The organism is Bacillus crepusculi (assembly GCF_014764715.1).
In the GTDB taxonomy this organism is placed as follows: domain Bacteria; phylum Bacillota; class Bacilli; order Bacillales; family Bacillaceae; genus Bacillus.
Genome location: NZ_JACXXE010000002.1, coordinates 122,410 through 146,002, shown reverse-complemented (window position 1 = coordinate 146,002; position 23,593 = coordinate 122,410). Strand labels below are relative to the sequence as shown.

Annotated in this window: 21 protein-coding genes; 5 read left to right on the top strand and 16 right to left on the bottom strand. The window is 42.9% G+C overall.

Going from position 1 to position 23,593, the window contains the following annotated elements; translation table 11 throughout:
* Positions 1 to 21 precede the first annotated feature (21 nt).
* The gene (locus IEE86_RS04675) at positions 22 to 327 is read left to right on the top strand and encodes a general stress protein (RefSeq protein ID WP_191096172.1); all 306 of its coding nucleotides are present in this window, start codon (positions 22 to 24) and stop codon (positions 325 to 327) included.
* A 125-nt stretch (positions 328 to 452) separates the two neighbouring features.
* The gene (locus tag IEE86_RS04670) at positions 453 to 1,262 is read left to right on the top strand and encodes a bifunctional hydroxymethylpyrimidine kinase/phosphomethylpyrimidine kinase (protein WP_191096171.1); all 810 of its coding nucleotides are present in this window, start codon (positions 453 to 455) and stop codon (positions 1,260 to 1,262) included.
* A gap of 109 nt (positions 1,263 to 1,371) precedes the next feature.
* Here IEE86_RS04670 and IEE86_RS04665 read toward each other — a convergent pair whose 3' ends face one another.
* The 5 genes from IEE86_RS04665 to IEE86_RS04645 all read right to left on the bottom strand — a co-directional run bounded on the left by IEE86_RS04665 (position 1,372) and on the right by IEE86_RS04645 (position 6,110).
* Positions 1,372 to 1,626, bottom strand: a complete 255-nt coding sequence (locus IEE86_RS04665) for a hypothetical protein (RefSeq protein ID WP_008359596.1) — start codon at positions 1,624 to 1,626, stop codon at positions 1,372 to 1,374.
* Between the two features lie 199 nt (positions 1,627 to 1,825).
* Positions 1,826 to 3,283: a sucrose-6-phosphate hydrolase gene (locus IEE86_RS04660; protein WP_191096170.1), complete on the bottom strand. Its 1,458-nt coding sequence runs from the start codon at positions 3,281 to 3,283 to the stop codon at positions 1,826 to 1,828.
* Positions 3,284 to 3,302: 19 nt separating this feature from the next.
* A complete protein-coding gene (locus tag IEE86_RS04655) occupies positions 3,303 to 4,691 on the bottom strand; it encodes a sucrose-specific PTS transporter subunit IIBC (protein ID WP_191096169.1) in 1,389 nt (462 codons plus the stop codon).
* A 254-nt stretch (positions 4,692 to 4,945) separates the two neighbouring features.
* A complete protein-coding gene (locus tag IEE86_RS04650; RefSeq protein WP_191096168.1) occupies positions 4,946 to 5,779 on the bottom strand; it encodes a PRD domain-containing protein in 834 nt (277 codons plus the stop codon).
* Between the two features lie 52 nt (positions 5,780 to 5,831).
* Positions 5,832 to 6,110, bottom strand: coding sequence for a hypothetical protein (locus IEE86_RS04645; RefSeq protein WP_191096167.1), 279 nt, complete (start codon positions 6,108 to 6,110; stop codon positions 5,832 to 5,834).
* A gap of 502 nt (positions 6,111 to 6,612) precedes the next feature.
* Between IEE86_RS04645 and IEE86_RS04640 the strand changes: the two genes are divergently transcribed.
* On the top strand, positions 6,613 to 9,039 hold the full coding sequence (locus IEE86_RS04640) for a S8 family peptidase (protein WP_191096166.1): 2,427 nt from the start codon (positions 6,613 to 6,615) through the stop codon (positions 9,037 to 9,039).
* 284 nt (positions 9,040 to 9,323) lie between these two features.
* On the opposite strand, the gene IEE86_RS04635 is transcribed toward IEE86_RS04640, so the two are convergent.
* The 3 genes from IEE86_RS04635 to IEE86_RS04625 form a co-directional block, all read right to left on the bottom strand.
* Positions 9,324 to 10,328: an LLM class flavin-dependent oxidoreductase gene (locus IEE86_RS04635; protein ID WP_191096165.1), complete on the bottom strand. Its 1,005-nt coding sequence runs from the start codon at positions 10,326 to 10,328 to the stop codon at positions 9,324 to 9,326.
* A gap of 53 nt (positions 10,329 to 10,381) precedes the next feature.
* Complete coding sequence (gene nfsA, locus IEE86_RS04630) at positions 10,382 to 11,131, bottom strand: oxygen-insensitive NADPH nitroreductase (protein WP_191096164.1); 750 nt, start codon at positions 11,129 to 11,131, stop codon at positions 10,382 to 10,384.
* 110 nt (positions 11,132 to 11,241) lie between these two features.
* Positions 11,242 to 12,456 (bottom strand): FtsW/RodA/SpoVE family cell cycle protein, encoded by a 1,215-nt coding sequence (locus IEE86_RS04625; protein WP_059377207.1) that lies wholly within the window; start codon positions 12,454 to 12,456, stop codon positions 11,242 to 11,244.
* Between the two features lie 476 nt (positions 12,457 to 12,932).
* On the opposite strand from IEE86_RS04625, the gene IEE86_RS04620 reads away from it, so the two are divergent.
* Positions 12,933 to 13,196 carry a spore morphogenesis/germination protein YwcE gene (locus IEE86_RS04620; protein ID WP_008345491.1) on the top strand — a complete coding sequence of 88 codons (264 nt, stop codon included), beginning with the start codon at positions 12,933 to 12,935 and terminating at the stop codon, positions 13,194 to 13,196.
* A 78-nt stretch (positions 13,197 to 13,274) separates the two neighbouring features.
* On the opposite strand, the gene qoxD is transcribed toward IEE86_RS04620, so the two are convergent.
* The 8 genes from qoxD to IEE86_RS04580 all read right to left on the bottom strand — a co-directional run bounded on the left by qoxD (position 13,275) and on the right by IEE86_RS04580 (position 22,547).
* On the bottom strand, positions 13,275 to 13,655 hold the full coding sequence (qoxD, locus tag IEE86_RS04615) for a cytochrome aa3 quinol oxidase subunit IV (RefSeq protein WP_191096163.1): 381 nt from the start codon (positions 13,653 to 13,655) through the stop codon (positions 13,275 to 13,277).
* 1 nt (position 13,656) lies between these two features.
* Positions 13,657 to 14,274 carry a cytochrome aa3 quinol oxidase subunit III gene (gene qoxC / locus IEE86_RS04610; protein WP_191096162.1) on the bottom strand — a complete coding sequence of 206 codons (618 nt, stop codon included), beginning with the start codon at positions 14,272 to 14,274 and terminating at the stop codon, positions 13,657 to 13,659.
* On the bottom strand, positions 14,274 to 16,232 hold the full coding sequence (gene qoxB, locus IEE86_RS04605; RefSeq protein WP_191096161.1) for a cytochrome aa3 quinol oxidase subunit I: 1,959 nt from the start codon (positions 16,230 to 16,232) through the stop codon (positions 14,274 to 14,276). Before qoxB ends, qoxC begins: the two co-directional genes overlap by 1 nt.
* A gap of 26 nt (positions 16,233 to 16,258) precedes the next feature.
* Positions 16,259 to 17,215 carry a cytochrome aa3 quinol oxidase subunit II gene (gene qoxA, locus IEE86_RS04600; RefSeq protein WP_191096525.1) on the bottom strand — a complete coding sequence of 319 codons (957 nt, stop codon included), beginning with the start codon at positions 17,213 to 17,215 and terminating at the stop codon, positions 16,259 to 16,261.
* 516 nt (positions 17,216 to 17,731) lie between these two features.
* Positions 17,732 to 18,814: a M24 family metallopeptidase gene (locus IEE86_RS04595; protein WP_191096160.1), complete on the bottom strand. Its 1,083-nt coding sequence runs from the start codon at positions 18,812 to 18,814 to the stop codon at positions 17,732 to 17,734.
* 4 nt (positions 18,815 to 18,818) lie between these two features.
* Positions 18,819 to 20,342, bottom strand: coding sequence for a UDP-glucose--hexose-1-phosphate uridylyltransferase (gene galT / locus IEE86_RS04590; RefSeq protein WP_191096159.1), 1,524 nt, complete (start codon positions 20,340 to 20,342; stop codon positions 18,819 to 18,821).
* Positions 20,343 to 20,370: 28 nt separating this feature from the next.
* The gene (gene galE / locus IEE86_RS04585; RefSeq protein ID WP_191096158.1) at positions 20,371 to 21,369 is read right to left on the bottom strand and encodes a UDP-glucose 4-epimerase GalE; all 999 of its coding nucleotides are present in this window, start codon (positions 21,367 to 21,369) and stop codon (positions 20,371 to 20,373) included.
* Positions 21,369 to 22,547 carry a galactokinase gene (locus tag IEE86_RS04580; protein WP_411955680.1) on the bottom strand — a complete coding sequence of 393 codons (1,179 nt, stop codon included), beginning with the start codon at positions 22,545 to 22,547 and terminating at the stop codon, positions 21,369 to 21,371. The genes galE and IEE86_RS04580 overlap by 1 nt, the downstream gene beginning before the upstream one ends.
* Positions 22,548 to 22,729: 182 nt before the next feature.
* On the opposite strand from IEE86_RS04580, the gene IEE86_RS04575 reads away from it, so the two are divergent.
* Positions 22,730 to 23,575, top strand: a complete 846-nt coding sequence (locus IEE86_RS04575) for an AraC family transcriptional regulator (protein WP_191096156.1) — start codon at positions 22,730 to 22,732, stop codon at positions 23,573 to 23,575.
* Positions 23,576 to 23,593 lie beyond the last annotated feature (18 nt).

The following is a 23,593-nucleotide window of genomic DNA, read 5'->3' as shown; positions in this document are numbered from 1 at the left end:
TGATGAAAAGGAGTGATCACTATGGAATATATCACGGTAGAGAATAGCAAAGAAGCGAAACAAACCATTGAAAACATACATTCACCAAAGGATGCAGTCTTCGTTTTTGCGTACGATCCAGAACGCTCTGATACCATAACGGAGCATACAGATGCCAAAAGCATGACAGCGGTCGATCAAGGGATTTTAGATCAAATTGCCAATGTCATTCGCACCCGGGATGATGAACTGATGGCCAAAATGATGTCGGTAGGCGCCGATCAGGAGTTAGCCTTAACGCTTTTAGATGAATTAAAAAAAGGGAAATTGGTGATTTGTAAAAGGTAAAGAATGCAGGCGTTCCGAAGAGAGGAACGCTTTTTTATGTCGTTTCATTGTGATAAATGGAAAAGCTGATTATAATAAGGGTTAGAACAGTAACTGTTACACATCACATTGGAGGTTCAGCAACTATGTCTATGAATAAAGCACTCACCATCGCAGGCTCGGATTCAAGCGGCGGTGCAGGTATCCAAGCAGATTTAAAAACGTTTCAAGAAAAAAACGTCTACGGGATGACAGCTTTAACCGTTGTCGTTGCAATGGATCCTCATAACCACTGGGATCATCAAGTGTTTCCAATCGATACATCAACAATCCGCGCGCAGCTCTCTACAATCGTGGAAGGCATCGGTGTAGATGCGCTGAAAACAGGCATGCTCCCAACGGTCGACGTGATTGAACTTGCCGCTGACACCATCAAAACATATGATTTGAAAAATGTCGTCATTGATCCTGTCATGGTTTGTAAGGGTGCAAATGAAGTCCTTTATCCAGAGCACGCTGAAGCACTGCGCGAAAAGCTCACGCCACTGGCTACCGTCATCACACCTAACCTTTTCGAAGCTGGTCAATTAAGCGGAATCGGTGAGATCAAAACGATTGAACAAATGGAAGAAGCAGCCAAACGCATCCACGAACTCGGTGCAAAGTATGTCGTCATCACTGGCGGCGGTAAGCTAAGCCCAGATAAAGCGATTGACTTGCTTTATGATGGACAAACCTTCGAACGCCTTGAATCTGATAAGATCGACACAGAATACACACACGGCGCAGGCTGCACATTCTCAGCCGCAGTCACAGCTGAACTAGCAAACGGCTCAGACGTGAAAGAAGCCATTTATGCAGCAAAAGAATTCATCACCGCTGCCATCAAAGGCTCTTTCCAGCTAAACGAATACATCGGACCAACGAAACATTCCGCCCATCGTTTTGATAAATAGAACAGAAAAAACCGATTCGCCGCTTGGGTGAATCGGTTTTTTGTTTATTTTCATCTCATGAAAAAAGCATACCCGCACCCGAGTACACTCTTTATCCATACAGGAATACCTATTTTTGCTGATCAGATTCTTTCGCCATTTTTCGAATAAAGGCTTCAATGGATTCAACAAATAAGGCGTATTCTTTCATTTGTTTATACGTATCTGACAGCTTCTCTTTCAATTCTTCCTGCTCTAGAGAAGGTTCACCGAGAATAGATTGGACTTGAATGAGCAATTCTTTATATTCTTCACGTTTATCTTCAACATGATCTGCCATTGTCTCCAAGCGTTTTCTAGTCGTCGGCTGCTGTTTTGAATTCAAGTAAACAACCCCTTTTTGTCCTACCGCATTTGGATAAACGTCAGCCTCAGCTGTATATATTTAAAAATGATACCATAATTCCACCTGTTATCATATATGTAAAACGTCATCAAACCGCTCACCGCCACCTGTGGCAGCCCTTGTTTCTATGCGCTATAGGCTCTAAGATACAGGCTGATCTCACTAGAAAAAAAGCAGATCAATGACCTGCTTCTTTTTGTAAATGCCATGTCTTCAGTTTCAGCTTTGTTTCATTTCTTCCACTGATCGAAATTGATTTATTTCCCGGGGAAGGAAAGTAACGTGAGGTAAATACTTCCCGGCCTCCGTTTACAAAAATCTCAATCGACGATGCATCGATAAAGATATGCAAATTCTGTAATTCCTCTATTTCTACTTCACGAACTTCCTTTGATCGATCTGCAAATCGATCTCGTTCTAACGTTAGTTTCCCCTCATCTTTATCATAAATGATCTGGGCAGCTGCTCGAATACAGCATTCAAATCCTTTTTGTGTGTCAATTTGATCAATGAATATCTCTGCGCTAGTCATATCATCTACAGGAATGGAATGAACGGAGCGCTTGATATGGAAAACATGCTCTTGTTCATTTGTCCGCATGGCCTGGAGCTCAGTAACTGGCTTTTGAATCAGATGTCCGTCATCGTCTAAACGGAGCTCTCTCGGAATCGTAAGGCAGTGTATCCATTGATACGAAATCGTCGGATGATACTCTTCTCCTTGATCAGGCACACCCATCCAGCCAATTAAAATGCGCCTGCCTGATTCGTCTTGGAAGGTCTGCTGTGCATAAAAGTCAAAGCCGCGATCCAGCTCCTCAAATGCTCCGTGTGTATATTGATAAGACGAATCATCCAATGTACCAACAAAATAGCCCGATTGATGTGTATTATGATATTTTAAGCCATCAGGCTTTAAGCCTTGCGGTGAAACAAGCAATACATCCCTGCCGTCTAATTCAAACAGATCTGGACATTCCCACATATAGCCGAAACTGTCTAATCCATTCTTTCCACTCCCTGCAATTATGCCTTGAAACGTCCAATGGTCTAATGTATCAGAGGTGAACAAGACCAAATGTCCTTTCAGGTCTAGGCTTTGTGCACCTAAAACCATGTACCACTGGCCATTTCGCTTCCATACCTTCGGATCACGAAAATGGGCGGTGAATCCTTCTGGCAGCGTTGCGACGACACCCTTTTTTTGAAAATGAATCCCATCCTCTGAAACAGCTAAACATTGATATGTCTCACGGTTTCCTTGTTCATCCCGAACGTTTCCGGTGTACATCACATACATCTTTTCATCGTCAATGAATGCGCTGCCGGAGTAACAGCCATTTTGATCAAACCAATCGCTCGGGGAGAGGGCGACTTCTTCGTGCTGCCAATTCACTAGATCAGTAGATGTGTAATGACCCCAGAATTTCGCACCATGTCCCGTTTTGAATGGCTGCCATTGATAAAAGACATGATAAATCCCCTTCCACTGAATCAGCCCATTCGGATCATTTAAAAGACCGACTGGCGGCATCAGATGAAAATGCTGGCGGTACACATCTTTTTTCACCAAATGCTCATAGTTTCGAATACGCTCTGCTACCTTTTGACGAAGTGCTGCGTCCGTTGTTGTCATGACTGTGACCACTCCTTGATTATTTTTCGGCTTCCTTTACTTTAAAGATGATGGTGAGAATAAATGAAACAGCAACAGCTATTAACATACCAATAACATAATTTACCACATTTTGTAAACCAAATGGGGCTGCAATGGCAATCATCGGAATCCCTGTTAAACCATAAGCGTTGGCGGCTACCTTCGTGAAGACAACAAATGCCCCGCCTAATGCACCTCCGATCATCGCAGCAATAAATGGCTTACGATAACGAAGATTCACACCGAATATGACCGGCTCTGTAATACCTAAGAAAGCAGAAAATGCTGCTGGTAAAGCAATTTCTTTCGTTTTTGCACGCTTTGCTAAGAAAAAGACAGCCAGCCCTGCTCCGCCTTGAGCGACGTTGGACATTGCCCAGATCGGCAGCAAATAATTCCGTCCAATATCATTCAGAAGACCTGCCTCAATTGCATGGAAGCTATGATGAACTCCTGTGAGTACAATTAAAGAGTATGCACCTCCGAAAATGAGCCCTGCTAAGAACCCAGCATGGTCATAAATAAACGTCAGTGCATTCGAAATCCCTGTACCGAGCATTCTTCCAAGCGGTCCAACTGCAATAAACGTCACAAATCCAGTCACAATCACCGTCACAAACGGGGTCACAAGTAAATCAATACTGTTCGGGACAACTTTTCTTAAGTTCTTTTCAACAAGGCACATGATATACACAGTCAACAAGACTGGAATCACCGTTCCTTGGTAACCAAGAAGCGCAATATCAACATTGAATAAATGCATATACTCTGGTTTCGCATCCGTCAGTCCCCACGGGTTGAGAAGGCTCGGGTGAATCATAATTCCCCCAATCACAGCCCCTAAATATGGATTTCCGCCAAACTCTTTCGCTGCACTGACTCCAATTAAAATCGGTAAGATGATAAAGGCTGCACTTGAGAACATATCAAGCATTTGGAAGATCGCGGAGCTCGGATCAGCCCATTTAAAGGCTTTCATCATGCCTAATAGACCCATTAATAAACCGCTTGCAACAATCGCCGGGATGATCGGTACAAAAATATTCGATAGCGTCTTGGCAAAACGTGCAAGTGGATTCATTTTTTGTTTCACAGCTTCATCATGGGTGACAGGTTTTTGATTCTCGTCGCCTGCCTCAAGACCCGTCTCACGAGCAAAAGGCTCATATACTTTGTTGACAGAACCTGTTCCAAATATGATTTGGAATTGACCCGAGCTTGAGAAGGCGCCCTTCACACCATCAAGTTCTCCAATGGCATCTTTGTCAATCAACGCCTCATCTTTCATCACCAATCGAAGTCGTGTGGCACAATGTGTGGCACTGATGACATTTTCTTTGCCGCCTAGTAGTTTTGTTAATTCTTTGGCTGTTTTTTGATAATCCATGTTGTCTCCTCCTTTTTTAAAGCAAAAAAGACCTAAAATTCACCAACGATGAAAGGACATACACGTCCCCTCGTTACGCAAATTTTAGGTCTTGCCTGCCTGACAGTCACAATCCCACGATATCGAATTTTGATTACGCTTTCATCATAGTATAAGAGCGTGATCTGCGTCAACCTCTTTTTTCGAATCAAATGACCCATATACACTAATAAGAGTAGTGTGCATAAAAAAAAGCCTGCATGCAGGCATAAGCATTAAACTAGTTCGGCATCTTGCAAACGCTGGACATGCAGCGTGATGTAGCCGATCTCCGATTCAGGGAGATGAAGTCCATATTCATTTTTTAACAACTCAGCAAGTCCAAGTGCACACTGGTAAGCCGAATCATACTTTGTTTGGATAAAAATCAGCATGTCATCGTCCATAATTTGAAATGCCTCATTCGATTCCAACCTGCCTAATGCATACCTCAAATGTGTCACTAGCCGCTGATAGGAAATACTATCCTCATCAATCGAGTGCTTAAAATAGCTTTCAATATGCTCGATCATTTCTTTAATCATCGTTGTGTATTTAACGGTCTTTTTCATGGACTCCGTATTCATTTTGGCCGTATGAATATGAAGTGCCACATATCCTGCCTCATCGTCCGGCAGTTCAACCCCTAGCCGCTCCTTTACATAACGAATGGCATACTTTCCAATATCATATTCCTGCTTATATAAGACTTTGATCTCACCAAGCAATTTATTATATAACACAATGCCTTTTTGAACGCGTTCAATGGCGAAGGATAAATGATCTGTCAGTGATATGTGGATATGATCACTGAGCGGCATCATCAGTTCCCCCTCTGCATAACTGATAATATGCTCGGCCACCTCAATATGCGCTTCTGGCAATGTGGCAAGAATTTGTTTGAATTTCTCATTTTCTTCACGCACAACAAATATTTTCTCTATTTTTTGAACGGGAACGACGTCATTTTTCCCCTTCTGAAAAGCAATTCCGGGACCCATCACTATTTTCTCCTGATCACCCTCCTTTACAACCACTGCATTGTTATTCAATATTTTATATATCTTCAAGGGGTACCCTCTCCCACCAGATAACGTTTCTTATGTGGGATTTTACCCTGTTTCACCTCTTCTGTAAAGGTAAGAGCGGACCAGCACGCGCCTCTCTCGTCGTCTTCTCATCAAGCATCATCAGACTTTGCTGAAACGGTTTCTCTGCCTTGCGCTTCTTCTTATTTTCCTCTGTCAGCTTCTCTAGCTCTCTCTCTTTCACTACTTGAAAGAACCCCACATCCACTGCGGCCGCTTTCAATACTTGCTGCTTCATCATCACACCAGGATTCACAAGCACATTCATCATGAAACCAAACCATACACTCAACCAGTTTCTCCATTTCTTCACTGAACATCCCTCCGCTTTTCTTAGAATCTAGCAACTCTAGCAAAACAACTGCTCCTATCATATCCCGAGAAAAAAGAGAGGTTTGTCACAATCTGGGTGAAAAAACAAACTAGTTTTCAGAGGTTTTGTTGAAAAGTGCAGAAGAACATCATGTACCATGTTCTTTTAAGAAAAAATATTATACACACACTATCCAAAAGATAAGCACACCTTATCAACAGGGTTTATCCACATATCAACACCCTCTCACTAGATTTTGTGTATGTATATTTTTTCTTTTCCATATATGTATCCGGATAATTGAGTTATCAACAGAAAATTGTGCATAAGTGCGACTTTATAAACAAAATAGTTCTTTGTAACTATGTAAAATAAGACCATTTCAGTAAAGGAATTGTTTTCAACGTATTGAATACTTAATAACGGGCAGTGAATCTTTCCTATTTATCCACAAAAAGAAAGGCTATCTCCCTAAATTCACAGCTAGAAAGGGGAAAATTAATTGAAAAAAGTAATCTCTCGTTCTTCTGTTCTATTGTTCTCCACTATTTTTATTTTATCCACATTCTTTACAGGTCAACAGGCTGCTGCAGCTCCATCTAACAAACAGGTGGAACTGGAAAAAGCAGAAATCTTCGGCGAAATCAATGTCAACTCAAGAAAACACACCACTGTCATTGTTGAATTAAAGGAAAAATCCTTAGTTGAAGCCAAACAAGAAGGCGAAGCACAAACAAAAGCCTCCCTCAAAAAATCTCGAACGAAAGTAAAGAATGCAGCACTCAAAGAGGTAGATAAAGCGAGTGTTCGTCAAGAATATGAAAAAGTCTTCTCCGGTTTCTCTATGAAGCTTCCTGCCAACGAAATCCCGAAGCTGCTCGCAGTTGACGGCGTAAAGGCCGTTTATCCGGATGTTACATATAAAACAGATGAAGTGAAAAAGGAAAGCGTCCAGCTTCCAAATGAAGATGTCTCCCCGCTTATGGATAAAAGTGCGCCATTTATTGGTGCACCGAAAGCGTGGGATGCCGGCTATTCTGGAAAAGGGGTCAAAGTCGCTGTCATTGATACTGGAGTTGACTATACCCACCCTGACCTAAAAGGAAACTTCGGATTATATAAAGGCTATGATTTTGTTGATAACGATTATTCGCCTCAAGAAACACCTAAAGGAGATCCTAGAGGCGAATCGACAGATCATGGCACACACGTCGCAGGGACAATTGCGGCGAACGGGCAAATAAAAGGTGTCGCAAAGGATGCCACACTCCTTGCATACCGTGTACTTGGACCAGGTGGATCAGGAACAACTGAGAACGTCCTTGCAGGCATCGACCGGGCTGTCACTGACGGAGCAGATGTCATGAACCTATCCCTTGGAAACAGTGTGAATAATCCTGATTATGCCACAAGCATCGCACTCGATTGGGCCATGTCTGAAGGCGTTGTCGCTGTCACATCGAATGGAAACAGCGGTCCGAACAGCTGGACAGTCGGTTCTCCCGGTACATCAAGGGATGCCATTTCCGTCGGTGCAACACAGCTTCCGTACAGTCTTTACAATGTGAAATTCCCGAACTATTCTACGGCAAAAATCATGGGCTACTACCAAGAAAGTGATTTAAAGGCACTGGACCAAAAACAAGTCACACTCGTCCCAGCAGGTATTGGTGACGAAAAAGCATTTGAAAATATCGATGTCAAAGGAAAGGTTGCGGTGATTGAACGCGGAGCCATTGCCTTTGTTGATAAAGTGGACAATGCAAAAGCCGCTGGTGCAATCGGCGTTGTGATGTATAACAATACCGATGGAGAAATTCCAGTGGATGTACCAGGTCTTGCTCTTCCTACAATTAAGCTTTCAAAAGCTGAAGGGACAGCACTTGTCAAAGCCATTGAGGCTGGAAACAATACAACGACTTTCTCCATTCAATTTGTCAAAGAATTAAGTGAGCAAGTAGCTGACTTCTCATCTCGTGGTCCTGTTGTGGATACGTGGATGATCAAACCAGACCTTTCAGCTCCTGGCGTGAGTATTGTCAGCACAATCCCGACACACGATCCTTCTCAGCCATACGGATATGGCTCTAAGCAAGGAACAAGTATGGCGTCTCCACATGTAGCCGGAGTGGCAGCGATTATCAAACAAGCAAAACCATCGTATTCTACGGAGCAAATCAAAGCATTGATGATGAATACAGCGGAAAAATTGTTTGACCCAAATGGTAACCCATTCCCTCACAACACTCAGGGAACAGGCAGTGTTCGAATCATCGAATCACTCCAAGCTTCTTCCATCGTTTCTGATGCCAGCTATTCTTACGGCACGTTCTTAAAAGAAAAAGGCGTTCAAATCAAAACGAAAAAATTCAAGGTAGAAAACCTTTCAAAAGCACCGAAAACCTATACGATTGATTACAAATTCACTGGCACCGGCATTAGCACAAATGGAACGAAAAAAATCACCGTCAAAGGGAATTCCACCGGCTCCTTTACTTCCGCGGTACAAGTGAATGATGGAAAAACAAAAAAAGGAACGTACCAAGGCAGTATCACCATTCGCGAAAATGGCAGAAAGGTCACGGAAATCCCTACTTTATTGATCGTGAAAGAGCCTGATTACCCGCGCGTCACTTCGGTTTCAGTGGAGCCGGACAATCGTGCTGGAAGCTATGTCATTAGCAGCTATCTGCCTGGTGGTGCTGAGAACCTCGCATTCCTCGTCTACTCGACAGATGGAGAGTATTTAGGTGAAGCAGGGGTTTATCAACATGTTGATAAAGGGGAACAGCGTGTGAAATGGAATGGCACGATCAATCAAGGTCAAAAGCTAGAAGCTGGTGAGTATACAATGCTTGCGTATGCGAGTCTGAAAGGCAAGTCAGACACCGTTCAAACGAAAGAACCTTTCGAAATTTATTCTGAATAAACGAAAAGCCTTGTATGAGCTCTAAGCTCATCAAGGCTTTTCGATCATATATGGAGGAAAGAAAGACTGATGTTGAGATGGCTATGGATCGTTTCGTTTTTTACTGCTTTTTTTCTGACCTTTTTACACACGAAACAGCCTCATCCTTTTCATCAAGCATGCGAGCTGACTGTCTATATCTCCTGCATTTACCCGCTCAGTTTGCTAGTGACAGCCGCCCTTATTCTCATCATGATGCTCCTTTTCCCCTTTTACTGGGTACGCGAACGGTAATTAGACATACGTTATGCATCAAAGGCTTCTTTTAATAAACGATACGATGTGAGACGGTCCTCCATTTGATGTGTGATGGTCACAGCGATCAATTCATTTGTATGATAAGCCTTGGCTAGTGCTGTCAGCTGCTGCTTCACAGAGGATGGCGTCCCAACCACCATTCTCTTTCGATTGGCAGTCACTCGTTTTTGTTCATATGGACTGTAGGAATAAGCTTGTGCATCTTCATAGGAAGGAAAGCCCCCAAGGTTTTGACCCTGTTCATTGGCGAGTAAAGATAGATCTAAGCTGACCGCCAGTTTTTCTGCCTGCTCCTCTGTTTCAGCACATAAAACGAAGACCGCCAGACTGACGCGCGGCTCATCACCAAATGCTGAAGGTTCAAACCGGTTGATATATTGCTCCACAGAGTCTTCTCCGCCTTCACCATTAATAAAAAGAGCAAACGTATAGCCTGCACCTGCTTTCGCTGCAAGTCTTGCACTCTCTCCAGAGGAACCAAGCATCCAGACCTCTGGTGCGGTTTCTACCTTCGGAGAGGCGGTCAAATGGGGCAGCGGGTAACATTCATCCGCTAGATCGTGTAAATAGACCTTCAATTCTTCTACCTGCTCCGGATACTGATCACCTAGACGCTTTCGTTCCCCATGATGAAGGGCAATAGAGGAGATCGGCATGCCACCAGGGGCACGTCCAATCCCAAGATCAATTCTGCCAGGAGCGAGTGCTTCGAGAACCCTGAAGTTCTCTGCTACTTTATAGGCACTGTAGTGGGGAAGCATCACGCCGCCGGAGCCAATGCGTATCTGTGACGTAACGGCTGATAAATGGCCGAGAAGCACCTCTGGACTCGATCCTGCAAGCCGGTTTGAAAAGTGATGCTCCGATACCCAAAAACGGTGATAGCCCCACTTTTCCGCCTGCTTTGCCAGTTCAACCGTTTGCTTCAGTGCTTCAGCAGGCGTTGCGTCTCCAATTAAAGGAGATTGATCCAGTATACTTAATTTCATCATGCTGCACCTCTTACAGAAATCCCCCTCTCTCAGTCGAAAGGGGGATTTCTTATTTATTTTCGATTAAAGCCTTTCTCTTTCACAAAATCTCCGAGGAAGGTACGCTTTGGCTGACTAAAGCCCCGAAGCATCTGGTCAGTCCAAGTATCTTTTCTCTCACCGTTTGTTCGTTCTTCATAATAGGCTGAAATGCGATCATCATATTCTTTTAAATAACGATCCACATGCGCTTCATCTTGCTGATATGAATTCTCATGATAAATCAGTTCAACTGGCAATCGTTCCTTTTGTGACGATTGATTGGCTGGATGTCCAACAGCCAGACCAAATAACGGCAGTACATAAGAAGGTGTTTCAAGTAATTCAGAGACTTCCTTCAGCTGATTACGCAAGCCGCCGATATAGCAGATCCCAAGTCCCATTGATTCTGCGGCTACACTGACATTTTGCGCAGCCAATGCCGCATCGATGACGCTAATGAGAAAGGCTTCCGTATTCTCAAGCGCCTCCTGATGATTCTTCCCTGCTTTTTTTGCAATATGATCATGGCGTTTCAAGTCTGCACAGAAGACAAAGAAATGCCCGTTCTTCTCAACGTATGGCTGATTCCCAGCCAGTTCAGCAAGCTTGGCCTTCTTCTCCTGATCTGTCACACCAATAATACTATACGCCTGTACATAGCTTGATGTCGAAGCAGCCTGTGCACTTTTGATTAGTGTCAGCACCTCTTCTTCTGTCAAACGCTCGTCTGTAAACGAACGGATGGATCGATGATTTAATATGGTTTCTATCGTTTTATTCAATTCGAAGACCTCCTTCACTTCTTCTATCATAAGGCAAAGACATAGGGATTTTCAAAAATTAAAACTCGCATAAAAAAAGACAGCCTATGCTTAGACTGCCCTTACCTGTTTTATTTAAATAAATAACTTTGATATTTCGTTAATTGAACACTTGCGTTATATGCGATCCCGAATCCAATGAGAACGGACAAGACAGAGCTTCCTCCAAAGCTGATAAATAAGAGCGGAATCCCTGTTACCGGCATCACGCCTATGTTCATCCCAATGTTCTGGAACGTATGAATCACAATCAGCGCTGTATATCCTACGCAGAAGAATGACGCAAATCGGCTATAAGGATGTATTCGGTCAATCAGTACGACCAGCCGGTATATCAAGAAGAAGTACATGATCACAACAAACGCACAGCCAATAAAGCCAAAGGCTTCACCTATAATGGAGAAAATCATATCCGTTTGTGCTTCAGGAACATAGACCTTTAAGTTTTTAATGCCATTCCCAAAAATCTGCCCTGCACCAATGGCCATAATGGCTCTATCAACCTGAAATTTGTCACTACTTGTAGCATCTTGTATTTTAGTTTCTTCAGAATTCGCAGAGCCATCTGGAATCCAAGCAGTTATCCTATTAATTTGATATGGCTTAACCCCAAGACTTTCTTTAGCGAAATCCGGAAATAATAAAACTACAGAAAGAACCGTGATTATTAAGAGTACAACAACAGAACCAATCAACGAGATTATCTTCCAATTAACTCCAGACAAAAATATCATTACCATTACAATAAACATACAAACAGCAGCAGTACCTGCATCCTGCAAGAAAATTAAGCCTACTGGGACTATTGAAACTCCAGCAATTTTTAATAATAGATGAATGTCGTCTTCTAATCGCCGTCTTTCTTTAGGTGTTGCTTTACCAATCACAGAAGCCAACATCATGATCAGACCTATTTTCATAAACTCTGAAGGCTGAAATGTTCCAACGCCTGGAAGAACAAACCAACTTTTTGCACCATTTATAGTTGGAGCAAAATCATGACCTCCGATTTGTGCAGGAGCGACTTTAAGAAGAATTAACAGCATAATGCCACCTATAAAAATATAGAGACTTAGCTTCTCTAATTGCTCCAAGTCAAAGTAATTAATAGCAACAATACATATAACCCCGACCATATAGTATATGATCTGTCTGGTCCATGCATTAGATCCATACTGCCCAAATTGACCCGCAGCATAAATAGCGATGACACTGATGGCAAAGAAGGCTAAAAATATAAAAATCAAATCTCCCTGATAGTAAGGAGATGTATTCTGCTTGTTCATGAACTAACCACCCTTATTACAAAACATAAAAGCCCTTATTTATATTAGATTGAAATTTTCATAAAAGCAACTCACCTTAAATATGACGGAAGATATATCCGAAAGGTTCCATTCATTTTTCAAAAAATGAAACACTTTTCATCCTAACAATAGGAAAAAATTCCTTTCCACTCTTTCATTTGAACCGATCACAAGTCCTTTAAAAAGATTATTTTACAGATTTTAAGGGGAAAATTCAATGACCTTTGTGGCGATATGACAAGCAAACATCAAGCCAGCATAAGATGTACTGAGGAATGAGGAAAAAACCATTTTCTACGGAAGAAGGCCCATTTTCCAATTATTGAGTTTACTTCAAAGTCAATTGTGGTATAATATCTGTAACAAAATGTTCACAATATCTCCTAAAAACAGACACAATTGCATCCTGACCTCTCATTTGATTTGAACATCAACTTACAAAGGAGTTGGATACGATGGATATGTTCTTTGCGTACCTATGTATTGCAACAGCTACACCCCTGTTTTTATGGTTGGAAAACAGAAAGATTGCATTAGCATCTATTCCACCCATCATGATTATGTGGATTTTCTTCGGTCTTTACATGACAAGCAGTTTATCTCCAGCAGGACATACCTTCATGATCGCATTCTTTGCCATTAACGTGATTCTGGCTCACATTGCAGCGTTCCTCATCTATGGACTTCCATTCATTCGCAAAAGATTCAGCAGCAGGTAAATATCGTACCACCTATTGGAAGCGTTACCACTATCATGATAAAAACCACTCATCTTCAGGAGATGAGTGGTTTTTTTATTATTGATCTGAATGCTCAGACTGCTTTGGCGCAGATGGTGAATAACCGTCTTTGCTGTTCTCTCCGTGGCTGTAGTGAGCCGCGAAGATCCAAACAGACCCGATGACGAAAATGATCGCACAGAACAGACCAAACAAAGTATTTCCGACTTGAACAGTCCCGTTCTCACTCTCTGTCATGTGCATAAACATGAACAGCTGCAAGAATGCTTGAATGAAGGCAAAACCAAAGATAATCCATAGTTTTGCGGAACTGCCAATTTCAGCTCCGATAGCAATCCAGAATGCTAAGATGGTTAGCACAATGGAGAGAATGAAGCCGACTACGTGTTTCCAAGGGAAGTGTTCGTGCTCTGCTGAGGAATGTGTTTTTCCAGCCATATCACAAAAGCCCCCCTAATCCGATCAAGTACACAGCTGTGAAGATGAAAATCCATACAACATCAAGGAAATGCCAGTATAGACTTGAGATAAAGATCTTCGCTGCTGTTTGTGGTGTTAATCCACGTTTTTTAATTTGGAACAAGATGCCCGTAATCCAGAAGATACCAATGGATACGTGTAATCCGTGAGTTCCTAAAAGAACAAAGAATGCAGACCAGTATGCACTTGTATGAAGACTAGCGCCCTCATGTACATAATGAATGAATTCGTAAATCTCAAAACCAACGAAACCTGCACCTAGAAGCAGTGTGAGAATTGTCCAAATGACAACCCCTTTTGTATTTCCACGACGCATTTCATGAACGGCAATCCCACATGTAAATGAACTAACTAATAGCAGGAATGTCATGATCAATACAAGCTTCATATCAAATAGCTCAGCTGGTAAAATGCCGCCAGCTGTTCTGCCATGAAGAACAAAGTAGGTCGCAAAAAGTGTTGAGAATAACACGATTTCCGCGCCAAGGAATATCCAGAAACCAAGGATGTTTAAACGTCCTGTTTCAGACTGATATTCAAGCGGTGCATTTGCATAGCTGCTATCATTATGTCCCATTACTTCTGCGCCTCCTTATTCTTTTTCTCTGTTTCAATCACTTCTTCAACAGGAATATAGTAGCCATCATCATATTCAAATGAACGTAAAATCATTGTTGCGAATACACCTATTAAGCCGATAACGCCAATCCAGTACCATTCAAATACAAGACCGAATGCACCAAGTCCGAAGAATGCAGACATGATCAGCGGTCTGCCTGAATTGTGCGGCATGTGAATTTTCTTGAATTCTTTTTCAGGATGAACGTCAACATTGTTTTGCTTCCAATGATGGAATGCATCTGGTGTCGTCACTTCTGGAAGTGCTGCAAAGTTATAATGCGGCGGAATTGCAGAAGATGTCGCCCATTCAAGTGTACGTCCTTCTCCCCAGCTGTCTCCAGACACTTCACGTTTCGCGTGTCTCCAGCTGTAGTAAATGTTATAGCAAAGGATGATGAATCCGATACCCATCATGAATGCACCAATTGTTGAAATAAAGTTTAGTGCAGTCCAGCCATCTTCTGGTCCATACGTATAAATACGTCTTGGCATTCCTTGCAGTCCTAAGAAGTACTGCGGGAAGAAACAGATGTTGAACCCAATCATGAACACCCAGAAGAACCATCTACCAATTTTTTCGTTTAATTTATAACCAAACATTTTTGGATAGTAGAAAACAAGACCAGCAAAACAAGCAAATACAGTACCTGCAATTAATACATAGTGGAAGTGGGATACTAAGAAGTACGTGTTATGGTACTGGTAATCCGCAGCTGCCATCGCAAGCATAACCCCAGTCACACCACCGATTACGAAGTTCGGGATGAAACCAAGTGCCCAAAGCATTGGGGATGTAAAGCTGATCCGGCCTCGATACATTGTAAAGAGCCAGTTAAAGATTTTTACACCTGTTGGTACAGAAATCGCCATTGTTGTGATCGAGAAGAATGAGTTAACCGCTGCACTGTTCCCCATTGTAAAGAAGTGGTGAACCCACACAAGGAAACTAAGAACAGAAATTGCCACAATCGATACAACCATCGCTTTGTAACCAAACAACTGTTTTCTTGAGAACGTCGCAAAGATTTCTGAGAAAATACCGAAAGCCGGCAGGATCACGATATATACCTCAGGATGTCCCCAAATCCAGAAAAGGTTCGCCCAAAGCATTGGCATACCGCCTGCTTCGAGTGTAAAGAATGCAGAACCGAATAAACGATCGAATGTCATAAGTGCTAAAGCAACTGTTAAGACAGGGAATGCGAAAACGATAATGACAGACGTGATCAATGTTGTCCATGTAAACATCGGCATACGCATTAGTGTCATACCTTTTGTACGCATTTTTAAGATGGTCACCATGAAGTTAATACCTGTCATTAGTGTACCAATACCTGCAATTTGGAGCCCGAGCAAGTAGTAGTTCTGTCCAGGTCCTGGTGAGAAATCATTTCCGGCGAGCGGCATGTAACTCGTCCAGCCTGCACTTGGTGATCCTCCAATAACGAAGGAAATGTTGAACAGCATAGCTCCGACCATGAATGTCCAGAAGCTCAAGTTGTTCAAATACGGGAATGCAACGTCACGTGCACCAATTTGAAGAGGAACAACGACGTTGATTAATCCAATTAAGAATGGCATCGCCATGAATAAAATCATGATCGTACCATGCGTTGTGAATATTTCATTATAGTGGTTTGCATCTAAAAACGTATTATTAGGAAGCGCCAGCTGCGCACGCATCATCAGTCCGTCTACCCCACCGCGGAAGAACATAACCACAGCAGCAAGGATATACATGATTCCAAGCTTTTTATGATCAACTGATGTCAGCCATTCTTTCCAAAGCCATTTCCACTTTTTGAAGTAGGTTAAAACAAACACGATGGCAATGGAAGTAAGAGCGATAGAAATCTGCGCACCAAGAATTAATGGGTCTCCAGTTACAAAAAACTCATCCCATTTTAATTGCATAACGGCCTCCTCCTTTCTTCATCATATTATTCATTATCTAGTTTTCTCTGATAGCCCTTCACATTCTCAAACGGATCTGTTTTCGAATGTGGTGAAACTGCTTGATAACCGAGGCGTTTGCGTGCCTGAAGTACGTATTCTGCATCCTCGCCATGTTTAGCAAAAGATAGATGAGTTGAAGAGAATGTCTGCACATCAGCAGCATCAGGCAGCATTAAATAATCATACGTTTTCTTCGTTAGCTTTGGTGCTTCTTTTTTCGTTTTCTTGACCCACTTTTCATAGTCAGACTGCGTCATCGCATTGACTTTGAATTTCTGCTGTGCCAGTCCTTCACCTGTAAAGTTTGAATTTCGACCTTCATAAGTCCCGACTTCATCAGCTTGGAGGTACTGTTCCATTTCCATTCCAGCCATCGCATACTTTTGTCCACCTAGACGCGGAATCCATAGTGATGCCATTGTATCAGCGGAAGTGATTTTGAATAAAATCGGCTGATCTTTTGGAATGTTTAAGTAGTTCACTGTTTCAATATTTTCCTCTGGATAGCTGAAGATCCATTTCCAATCAACTGCTGTAGCATAAACGACAAGTGGATCTTTATGACTTGTTGCTTGAGGCGCCTCTTCCAAAGAGTAAATGGTTTTTACAGTTGGAATCGAAAGGGCAGCAACGATTAATATTGGGATCACTGTCCAGATAACTTCTAGAAGCGTATTCCCGTGAATTTCTGGATTATAAGAGGCGTTTCCAACGTCCTTACGCTCACGGTATTTAACCAAAATGATGGTAAAGAGAACAAATACCGCGCCAACGATAAAGAGCATAAATCCAATAGATAAAAGGATTAAGTCTTTTTGCTGTGCTGCGACTGGACCTTTAGGGTCTAAAACAGCGATATTGCTGCAACCTCCTAATACAAACACGCTCACGAGCATCGCTAATAAAAGCATAGGTTTAATGGCTCTGAACAAGAAGATCACCATCCTTCCTTAGATAATGTATAAATTGCTGAATAATTGTGAAAAGCCATCTGCCTTCGAAAACTTTTCTTCCCTTTGTAATGCTATCAAAATCTGTTGGAGTTAGCTTCCCTTTTTTCAAAAGTTCATTTATTTTTCAACAGATTTCTATTGAAATGTCATAAATTCGCCATAAATTTATATTATTGCACACACAATAAATTTCTAGGAATTTGAAAAGTTGAGAGTTGAAGGCAAAGGACAAACAATCAAGAACTTTGTCAAATTTAGGTTTACCACAATAAAAAAGTTTGGTCAAATTTCAATTTAACTTAATGAAATTTTATCTAGGTAAACAATTTCATTATAGGCATCCCCACATTTAACAAAAACCTTACTCATTTTAACGCAAGTTGACAAGAAAAGAAAGTGCCGATCCTCAGCCTGTGCGCTGTAAGAATTGGTAACGCTGATAAATGGGTGGAATCTCACTAAAGACTTCCAGCAAAAAACCGGCTGATCGCCGGCATTCTGCATTTATTCATCTCTTACCAAGATGTCAGGTCGTCTATAAATGTCCCCTTCATGTTCGATGTCAATGTACGTCCACTTGCCCGTATAGGTTAAAAAGCGATTCTTCTCTTTCTCTACGACCATCGTATCCTCTGATTTCAGTCCAGGCAATGAAGGATTCCAGGTGAACACTTGATACAGCTGAATTTCTTCCTTCGATGAAGGAACTGCAATGATTTCTCTAGATACAAAGCCCGTTTTTCCCCCTTGATGAAGCTTTTTCCAGCTATCAGGGAAGCCCTCTTTTTCGTACTGAGCAATGCCTGCTTTCAGTACATCTCCAATGGTTTTCCCGGGACGGGTGGCCGCATTCATCACTGTGTCAATCCGCGCAAGACGTTCCTTGTTTTCTTCAAGCTCCTTCGGAAGCTGCCCAAAGTAAACGGATCTTGTGACATTCGCCACGAGGCCGTGCCGTTCTGCACAAAGGACAACAAGCGCATGCTTTTGAAGTGCTTTGTCTGTTGGAATTGGATGACGGTATTGATGAATCCGGTCGTCTGTTGCCACAAGCAGTACTTCAATCGTCATTCCCTGCGCGGTCGCTTTTTGAGCCGCAAGCGAAGCGATTTCGTGCTCCGTCTGTCCTGGAACAATTTCTTTACAGACACTTTCTACAATAACAGCTGTTTCATGGCAAAGGGTTTCATATTGGCTGAGCTGTGATGCCGAAAGGATCGATCGAATGTGTGACAAATCTGGCTCGATCCACTCAAACCCTTCCAATTGAATGTCTGACCCTATTCGTTTGCCGTTCGTGAGGTTGTGAATGTAGGGCGCATCATCCTCATACCAATCCATTGTAACTACTTGGTACGGATGGTCGAAATACGCCATTTCTTCTTCAATGATCCGCTTTTCTTCCATTTGATTCACAATGAGGATCATGTCGTCTTTTAATACGAGCAGCTGACACACACCCTCTGGCGTGTTTAAAACAATATGATTCCTTCTTCCTCCTGTCAGCCAAGAGAAGTTATTTCTCTTTCGAATCAGGACACCATCGAGTTGTTTCTCTTCCATTAAGGCTCTTACCTGTTCAATCATCTAATCACCTGCCTGTATTGAGTGTTTGAATGAAACGTTTAAAAGCTTTTTTCCCTTGCTCAGTTCTTTTAAACACACCTGCCTGCGCGAGAATACGAGAGAAAATATAGCCGATTTCTTTTTGTAAAATAGCTTCTGTATTGTCCTCTGTGAAGGTGTTCTCTTCAAGCAGACGCTTCGCCCATGCTTCGTGCTTCGTGATTGCAGGACGGGCTTTCATTTCTTCAAGAGGCTTTTTGGAGAGTAGCACCGCTTTTAACTCACTTAATTCCTCTGCTAATCTGCCAGGAAGGACGGCAAGCCCCATCACTTCAATTAAGCCGATATTCTCTTTTTTAATATGGTGAACTTCTTCGTGCGGGTGGAAAATTCCGTCTGGGTGCCGCTCGTCTGTACGGTTATTACGCAGTACTAGATCTAATTCATAGTCATCCCCATGACGGCGTGCGATCGGTGTAATGGTATTGTGCGGTGTTTCTCCTGTATGAGCGATCAGCCCTACTTCTTTATCTGAATACATTTTCCACTCGTTTAAGATAAAGTCCGCTGCGTCTGTGAGCGTTTGCCGGTCATTACTTTGAAGACGAATCACAGACATTGGCCATTTCACAATACCAGCCCTCACATTTGGGAACGCTTTGAGAGAGAAGACGTCTTCCACCTCTGCTTTCGCCATCGGAAATTCATGCGCACCGCCTTGAAAATGGTCATGACTTAATATGCTGCCCCCGACAATAGGCAAGTCGGCGTTCGATCCAATGAAATAGTGCGGGTATATAGATATGAAGGAAAGCAGACGATCAAAGGTCTTTTTTGTGATGTTCATCGGCTCGTGTTCACCCTTGAACACGATGCAATGTTCGTTGTAATACACATAGGGTGAAAATTGCAGAAACCACGATTCGTCTGTGAGCGTCACAGGGATAATCCGGTGATTCTGCCTTGCTGGGTGATTGATGCGTCCCCCAAACCCAACATTTTCTTTACAAAGGAGACAAAGAGGATATTGCTTTTGACTGAGCTTCTTAGCTTTAGCAATCGCTTTTGGGTCCTTTTCTGGTTTTGATAGATTAATCGTGATTTCCAGCACACCATCATCTGTTGTTGTAAACCACTGAACATTTTTAGCGATTCTGCCTGTATGAATATAGTGTGCATGCTGCTGCATGCCATAGAACCAGCTTGTGGCGGCCTTTGGTCCCTCATGCTGTCGTTTCTCTTCAAACTTCGCATAGACGACACTTGGAGGCGCCACCAAGCAGCCCATGATTTTCGCATCTAGTAAATCACGATACGTATCCGTCCCCTCCGGAATGAGACCTGTTTCAACTGCCCAATCCAGCATCGGCATTAGGATGTCTTCAAGGTCCGCGCCGCCTCCTGAGACCGCTTTTGCTTCAGCGTCATCGAGCCCAAGCACCTCAAGCAGTCGATTTCTCGTATAATCGATATCTAGTGGTGTAATCAGCTCTTTACTCATCCCGTATTGAATCAGCTGTTCCAGCTTTTCAAAAATATCAATCGCCATTCCCTCTGTCCCCTCTCTTGCCTGCCTGTTACGCTTGATTCACTTTGTAGCCTTCTGGATGCTTCTGGAACCAATCCCACGCGCTTTGAATGATCGTGTGAAGGTCTGCATATTGAGGCTTCCAGCCCAATTCTTGTAGCGCCTTGTCAGAGGAAGCAATCAGCTTTGCCGGATCTCCCGCACGTCTTTTCGCTACCTGTGCTGGGATGGCATGCCCCGTTACTTCCCTTGCGGCTTCTACTACCTGCTTCACAGAGAAACCAGTGCCATTTCCTAAGTTATATGTCGCACTTCCCTTTCCAGCGCGCAGCCTCTCAACTGCTAAAATGTGCGCCTCAACTAAATCCATGACATGAATGTAATCTCTGATGCACGTTCCGTCCTCTGTCTCATAATCATCACCGTAAATCATGATCTGATCACGTTTTCCTAAAGCGACTTGCAAAATAATCGGAATGAGATGTGTCTCCGGCTGATGATCTTCACCGACAAGCCCTTCTGTATGAGCACCGGCTACATTAAAGTAGCGAAGCACAACGTACTCCAGACCATACGCCTGCTCAGACCACTTCAGCATTTTTTCAATCGCTAGTTTTGTTTCTCCATAAGGATTTGTCGGGTTCGTTTCATCCGTTTCAACAATCGGCACACGCTTTGGCTCACCGTACGTGGCAGCGGTTGAAGAAAATACGATGTGTTTCACATCAAATTCATTCATCACCTGAAGTAAAGCCGTTGCCCCGCCGACGTTGTTGTCATAGTACTTGAGCGGGTCCGTCACACTCTCACCGACAAGTGAATCTGCTGCAAAGTGCATGACTGCTTCAATTTGATGCGCTTTAAACACCTGTCTTAAAAAGGCGTGATCTCGTAAATCTCCCTCTTCTAAGATAGCTCCCTCCAAAACAGCTTCTTTATGACCTGTCTGCAAGTTATCAACTACCACCACTTGTTCACCTTTCGCTAAAAGCGCCGCTACCGCATGGCTGCCAATGAAACCTGCTCCTCCACAAACTAAAATTGTCATTAAACTTCCTCCTTCGTTAATTCTCTTGCGCCGCCTCCAATTCCAGCTGTGTAAAAGGAGGCTTGAACGCCCGTTTTTTCTTGATAAATCGCACCTGTTTCTTCTATAAATGAGTCTAGCAGCTCTTCTTTCACAATGCTGATCGTGCAGCCGCCAAAGCCTGCACCTGTCATACGGGAGCCAATCGTCCCCGGATGACGCCAGGCAGCTTCTGCCAATGCATCTAGTTCAAGTCCAGTCACTTCATAATCATTCTTTAAAGAAAGATGAGAGGCTTTCATGAGAGCACCTAGTTCTTTTATTTTATCATCTTTCAGAAAATTTACTGCTTTCATGGTCCGCTCGTTTTCCGTTACCACATGTCTTGCACGTTTTTGGCACGTGTCATCTTGAATGATGTGGGCATGTACGGCAAATTCTTCCGCGGTGAGTTCGCATAAATGCGCAATGTCGATTTCCTTTCTAAGGTCGTTTAAAGCAGATTGACACTCGGACCGGCGTTCATTGTATTTGGAGTCTGCCAGTGCCCGTTTTTTGTTTGTATTGGCAATCACAAGTGCCAGCCCCTCTTGCTGAAACGGACTGTATTCAAAGGCAAGGGTGTCACAATTGAGTAAAATGGCGTGATCTTCTTTTCCGAGGGCAATCGAAAACTGATCCATAATGCCGCAATTGACGCCAATGAATTCATTTTCTGCACGCTGTGAAAGAAGGGCAAGATCAACATTTGAAGCGCCGAATGAAAACCACTCATTGATCAAGACAGCTGTGACAAGCTCAATGGAGGCAGAGGAGGACAGCCCTGCGCCATTTGGAATATTACCGCTGTACACAATGTCAAAGCCTGCATTGATATCCATACCTGACTCTATAAACTGACTGAATACGCCCTTTGGGTAGTTCGCCCAGCCGTCCGATTCTTTGTAAACGATTTCAAAAAGGTCAAATTCTTTCACACCATCTTCTTCAAAGTTCAAGGAATACATTCTGACGCGTCCATCTGACCGTTTTGCACCGGCAGCATATGTACCGAGAGTGAGCGCGCAAGGGAAGACATGGCCGCCATTGTAATCCGTATGTTCACCAATCAGATTGACCCTCCCTGGGGCGAAAAAATAACGAAGTTCTTCTTTATCTCCAAATTGCTCGTGAAATGCCGCGCGTAACGTATCGATCATATCCATTCCCCTTTTCTCTTCTGATAATCTTATTTTAGTTGCCAAAGCAGCGGAGGTTCAATGGTAAAAAAACCGTTAAAAAATACCCTTTTTTTGCTGTGGAATGGTACGATGTGATATGAGGTGTACCATGATTCAAAATAGAAAAGGGTTGTTTTTTGCTGTGAAGGAGGATTTCCAATTTGAAGAAGGAAGCATTTGCATTTCGTTTTCACCATTCTGATGTTCCATTGCCAGCGCAAATATGGTCTGTTGGCTGGGAAGTTCAATCATCTTCGTTATACAGCTGGAATGGCGTAGAGCGGAAGGATCAGGGCAAGTGCATCTTTCAGCTCACACTGTCTGGACATGGCATGATTGAGATCGGACAGAAGCGGTTCAAAGTATTGCCAGGGCAGGCCTTTCTCGTGAAAAGCCCAAGTGCCTATCAATATTATTTTCCAGAGGACAGTGAGCATTGGGAATTTCTATATTTGACGCTTTACGGGGAAGCCTGCGATCTTTGCTTTGATCAATTTATGAGTCAAGGAAAGCAGGTCATGCGTTTTCATCCAAATTCAAAACCGATTCGCCTGCTGAAAAAAATTTATGATGAAGCCAGTGAAAGACGGATTACCAATCCATTTGAGGGGTCTAGCCTTGCTTATCAATTTGTCATGGAACTGTATTCATATTTGCCAAAGCTTGAGGGACAAATGGAGAAATGGCCTGAGCCCATCGTCCAAGCAGCCTTGTTTGCAAGCCATCATTTTCACGAGGAAATTGGCCCTGACGATATGGCGGCTGCGGCACGTTTATCCAAAAGTCATTTTACGAGGGAATTCAAAAAGGCAACTGGCTTCACACCGATTCACTACTTAACCAATATTCGATTAGAAAAGGCGGAAACGTTACTGAAAACAACGAAATATTCGATTGAAGAAATCGCCATACAGTGCGGCTACCGAAATGCGAATTACTTGAATAAAGTCTTTCGAAAGAAAATCGGCATGTCTCCAAAGCAATTGCGGGAAACAAGCGATGCATAATAAAAAGCAGCCGCTTTT